Origin of the sequence: Neobacillus drentensis, assembly GCF_036962765.1 — a bacterium.
GTDB lineage: Bacteria > Bacillota > Bacilli > Bacillales > Cytobacillaceae > Neobacillus > Neobacillus drentensis_C.
Map to the genome: position 1 here is coordinate 1 of NZ_JBALOS010000151.1, position 4,883 is coordinate 4,883.

The 4,883-nt window shown below is 35.9% G+C and carries 7 protein-coding genes and 1 pseudogene; all 8 read left to right on the forward strand.

The genetic code is table 11. From position 1 onward, the window contains the following. A partial coding sequence (locus V7137_RS18580) for a YjgB family protein (RefSeq protein ID WP_335699451.1) occupies positions 1-565 on the forward strand: 565 nt, incomplete at its 5' end. 128 nt (positions 566-693) lie between these two features. Continuing rightward, entirely contained in the window at positions 694-1,029 is a 336-nt protein-coding gene (locus V7137_RS18585) for a DUF3870 domain-containing protein (protein WP_335699452.1), read from the forward strand. Between the two features lie 351 nt (positions 1,030-1,380). Beyond that, on the forward strand, positions 1,381-2,076 hold the full coding sequence (locus V7137_RS18590; protein ID WP_335699453.1) for a CoA transferase subunit A: 696 nt from the start codon (positions 1,381-1,383) through the stop codon (positions 2,074-2,076). Continuing rightward, positions 2,063-2,728: a 3-oxoacid CoA-transferase subunit B gene (locus tag V7137_RS18595; protein WP_335699454.1), complete on the forward strand. Its 666-nt coding sequence runs from the start codon at positions 2,063-2,065 to the stop codon at positions 2,726-2,728. Before V7137_RS18590 ends, V7137_RS18595 begins: the two co-directional genes overlap by 14 nt. After that, positions 2,721-3,932, forward strand: coding sequence for a thiolase family protein (locus V7137_RS18600; RefSeq protein WP_335699455.1), 1,212 nt, complete (start codon positions 2,721-2,723; stop codon positions 3,930-3,932). Before V7137_RS18595 ends, V7137_RS18600 begins: the two co-directional genes overlap by 8 nt. A 134-nt stretch (positions 3,933-4,066) precedes the next feature. Then, positions 4,067-4,207 (forward strand): FbpB family small basic protein, encoded by a 141-nt coding sequence (locus V7137_RS18605; protein ID WP_335699456.1) that lies wholly within the window; start codon positions 4,067-4,069, stop codon positions 4,205-4,207. Between the two features lie 23 nt (positions 4,208-4,230). Further along, complete coding sequence (locus V7137_RS18610; protein WP_218347126.1) at positions 4,231-4,416, forward strand: hypothetical protein; 186 nt, start codon at positions 4,231-4,233, stop codon at positions 4,414-4,416. Positions 4,417-4,566: 150 nt separating this feature from the next. Continuing rightward, positions 4,567-4,680, forward strand: a pseudogene (locus V7137_RS18615) (FMN-dependent NADH-azoreductase); the annotation flags it as partial. Between the last annotated feature and the right edge of the window lie 203 nt (positions 4,681-4,883).

Here is a 4,883-nt window from a genome sequence, read left to right on the forward strand (position 1 = left end):
AACTTTAAAACATAAATATAATCTTAATAATAATAAAGTTACACTTGTAAATGTAAGTAATCTAAATAATCAAATAACCAAAGCAATATCAAATGCTTCAGTGCCTGCGACAAATAGTACAAAGAATAAATTGCTAATAAATATAAGAACTAAAGCAAAAGTAGGTTCAATAATAAACGCTGATTTTCATATAAAAAGCACCACAATTGATGAAGTAAGAAAGAGTTGGGGAAAAGAAGATAAAAGAGAGTATGTTGCTGCAGCAAAAGGCACCTATTGCACATATAGTAAAAAAAATGTAGTTGTGGCTTATAATAAAGGGCAGCAGTTGTTTGAGATTCGATCTTATGATCCGAGTTTAAAAGCCTTAACCATTCAGGACATTAAGTATTATTTTGGTTCTCCGAAAACAGATGTTAAAACCATTAACAAGGAAGAAATTATCAGCTATACAGTTGGAACCAATACCTTAAAGTTTGTATTTCCTTTAGGGACTCAAAAGATGTATCTTGATCATTACTCTATCTATAACGCATCCTTAGCTAGTAATAATATGGCTGGTTAAAAAAAGATTGGTAAAACATTTTGATGTTGTAAGTTAATTTTAGAAAAATTTTTATTAATTAGCAGAAAATGTATGAAAGGGTGTTTTTATTAAATGCTATGAATAGTTCAAGGGTAGGGGGCTATGTTATGGGAAACCACAAAGAATTGAATACTGTACTTGTCACTGCATATTCTAAGGCACCTCAAGGAAGTGCTATGTACGAAGCATATAAACATACAGGAATTATATTGGAAATTGATCCTGCTACCAATGAAATTATTAATGTGGAATTCACTTTTTTGGCAGATTTAACAAAGGATTTTTTTAGACGTATGATGGTCGGTTATGACTTATCCAATGGAATTGATGAACTAATTCAGAGAGTTGAGAAGCATTACTTTGCTCCTTCTACGAATTCCGTAATTGTGGCATTAAAAGCAGCCTATAAAAGGTACATGGAAAGACTTAATCAAGTAAAATAAAAATTAATCGCCTCATTCTAAATTCTGACGATACCGGCTCTTGCGTTTTAAAAGTTAAAAATGAAGAACATTAAATAGAATACCGTTGTTATGAAGTTAAGAGATGGGAATTCTTTCTACTTGTAAGTTATTAATAAAGTAGTAAAATAAATTCACGGTAAATTTTATAAATGTAAATTCTTAATCAATTACTGATTACGATGGTGGAAAGATGAATTCTTAATGTTGAAAACTCACCGTTTTCATTAAATTTAAGGTAGCCCAGTCTTTCCAAAGGAAAAAGCACTATGCTTATTTCCTTTGGATTGGCTGGGCTTTTTGCTTTGTCAAAATAAGTAGGGAGTGAAATCTATGCAAAAAGTAAAAAGTGCAAAAGAAATCATTACAAAAGTAAATTCAAGTGACACCATTATGGTTGGAGGATTTGGTTTAGTTGGTGCTCCATTAAGTTTAATTGACGAATTGACACGCCATGATGTGAATGAACTTACCGTAATCAGTAATAATCTTGGTGAACAAGGAAAAGGCCTAGGCATTTTATTACGACAAGGAAAAATTAGAAAAGCTATTGGTTCGTATTTTACTAGTAATAGGGAAGTGGGAGATCAGTTTATTCAAGGTAAACTTGAAATTCAGCTTATGCCTCAGGGAACGATGTCTGAATCAATAAGAGCTGGAGGAGCCGGTATTGGCGGCTATTATACAAAAACAAGTGTTGGGACTCAATTGGCAGAAGGGAAGGAAGTACGCGAAATTAATGGAGAATGGTATGTATTTGAAGAGCCGCTGCGAGCAAATGTTTCACTGATTAAAGCTGCAAAGGCAGATACTCTCGGGAATTTAGTGTATTACAAAACGGCTCGCAATTTTAATCCGTTAATGGCCACAGCAGCTGACTTCGTCATTGCTGAGGTTGACGAGATTGTTGAGGCAGGCGAGCTTTCACCCGAGGAAATTGTCACCCCTCATTTATTTGTCGACGCCATTGTAGAAAGCCATCTGATTCTAACTAAGGAAGGAGTTGTAGCAAAAAATGCAATCAAATAAAGACGTTCAAGAGTTAATAGCGAAAAGGGCAGCGGCTGAACTGCAACCAAATTCAGTCATTAATTTAGGAATCGGAATACCCACACTCATTGCCAAATATGTGGATTCAGAGTTCGTTTATTTCCATACAGAAAATGGAATGCTTGGGGTTCGAGAGTTGAATAGGGAAGAAGATTTTGATCCAAACCTAGTCAATGCGGGAAAGCTGCCAATTAGTGAGGGAATGGGTGCTTCCTATTTTAATAGTGCAGACTCTTTTGCCATGATCCGCGGGGGACATGTGGATGTTGCCATACTGGGAGCACTGCAGGTTGATGAACAGGGGTATATTGCAAACTGGGCGATACCTGGGAAAAATATCATGGGAGTAGGAGGGGCTATGGATCTTTTAAGCGGGGCCAAAAAGATTATTGTTACGACCAATCATACCGCCAAAAATGGAGATTCTAAAATAGTTAAAAATTGCACATACCCGATTACATCCATTCGTAAAGTTGATTGGATTATTACAGAATTAGCTGTTTTTGAATTCCAGAATGATCAGTTAGTATTAAAAGAATTAATGCCTGGTGTCACTTTGAAAGAAGTTCAAGAAAAGACGGATGCAGACTTTAAAGTTATGTCAGTAAACGATGGAGGACATCATGAATAATAAAGTTTATATAGTAAGTGCACAACGGACAGCGGTGGGAAAAATAGGCGGAGCTCTAAAGGACTTACAGCCGGATGATCTATTACTTCCATTATTTCAGAATTTAAAAGAAAAGAATTTGCTGCCTGAAGAAGTGATTGATGAAGTGATTATTGGTCAGGCAAAACAGAGCCAAGACCAAGCTAATATTGCTAGAGTGGCTCTTTTAAAGGCAGACTTGCCGGAGTCAATTCCAGGGTACACCGTAAATCGCCAATGTGGATCGGGTATGCAGTCTATTCATAATGCTTTCTTGGCAATTCGAGCTGGTCTAGGTCATGCCTATATTGTAGGGGGGGTAGAAAGCATGAGCAATGCTCCTTATTATATTCGAAATGGACGTTATGGCTTTCTTTCAGGAAACAGTGAAATTCTCGATCCGAATAAGGAAAGTCAACCGGGTTCCCAGCCTGTAGAGAAGTACGGAAAGCTTGTAATGGGAATGACAGCAGAAAATCTGGCTGAAGATTATTCGATCTCCCGTGAGGAGCAAGATTTATTTGCATATGAAAGTCAGCAAAAGGCACTTAATGCCAATGAAGATGGCGGTTTCCAGAACGAGATTGTTCCTGTAAAAGTTCCACAAAAAAAGGGAGATTCTATTATTTTTTCTAAAGATGAACACCCAAGGAAAACAAATTTAGAAAAATTAGCGACTTTAAAACCTGTGTTTAAGAAGGACGGAACAGTCACAGCGGGGAACTCATCTGGATTAAACGACGGTGCCTCTATGTTGTTACTGGTTTCCGGTGAAATGGTGGATCGATATCAATTAGAGCCTTTAGTAGAAGTTGTAGGACTTGGAGTTTCAGGGGTAAAGCCAGATCGGATGGGAATTGGGCCTGTTGAGGCAACAAATAAAGCGTTAAGCATGGCAAATATACAAATGGAGGATTTAGATTTAATTGAACTTAATGAAGCATTTGCTGCTCAATCGTTAGCTGTCATAAAAGAACTGGGTTTACCAATGAATAAAACGAATGTAAATGGCGGAGCCATTGCACTAGGGCATCCGATTGGAAACAGTGGTGCTAGAATTAGTGTGACACTTATACACTCCATGTTGAAAAGAAAGGCGAAGTGGGGGCTTGCTACTCTTTGCATGGCTGGTGGACAGGGTATCGCAACAGTATTTAGGGCGCCGGTTTCCCCGCGAAATTTGTAGATAAAAATTTAGAAAAATTATTAGATGAGTAACAATGTTATAACAGAAATCATTATAGAATAAATTTCTACCAAAATTACAAATTAAGACTATTTTATTCTGATTAATAGAACAAAGCAACAGGAGGAACGATCATGCGTAAAACGAAAAAAATATCATTTCTAGAATTAGTACAGGAAAACAAAAAGAACCTTCTTAACAATAGCGATGAAATAGAAAGAATTGAAAAACGTATTGAAAAACGCCATGAAATAAAACGATATAAGCAAAAATAATAAAATAATATGGATGGTCATTTATGATATTTAGGGTAAGAATATTTGATCAAAAAGGACAAGAACTTGAAATTGAAAATAAAGTGATTGGTGGTATCCTATTTGAATCTGAAGAGGCAATTGAATTTTTTATTAATGCAATAAGAAGCAGTTTGCCGCCAAATTTCCTGTATAAAGTGATTCCCGAAAACCAGGCTGATGTTCACTAAAAAAATGGATATGTTACCATTTCCCAAAGGAGGAAAATATGATGCGAACAATTTTTTTGACATTCTGTAAATCATTTTATACAATTGTCTCGAATTAAAAATAATAAAATCCGAGAATTATTATTTATTTTATTTTTGATTCAAAATAAAATTCCGGCTTTCGAAGGGCTATTTGTAGAAGGACATAATGCAATGCCAGATAAAGCACAGGAAATAAAAGAAAATGCTATTGCCCGTGCTAAAGACCTTGCACATACTTTCTAGTTTTATAAAGTCGAAGAGATAGACCCATGTCGGGTCTGTCTTTTTTATTAGTGTGATAGGGTATTAGTGAACAATATAAAGTATGAAACTAAAAAAACGGGAGCCATTTCGATAGAAACGGCTCCCGTTTTTTTTACTTCTCAACTTTTTGGGGGGAATGGCCACAAATTACTGGCTTTTCATATTGAATATTGCGGCGAATT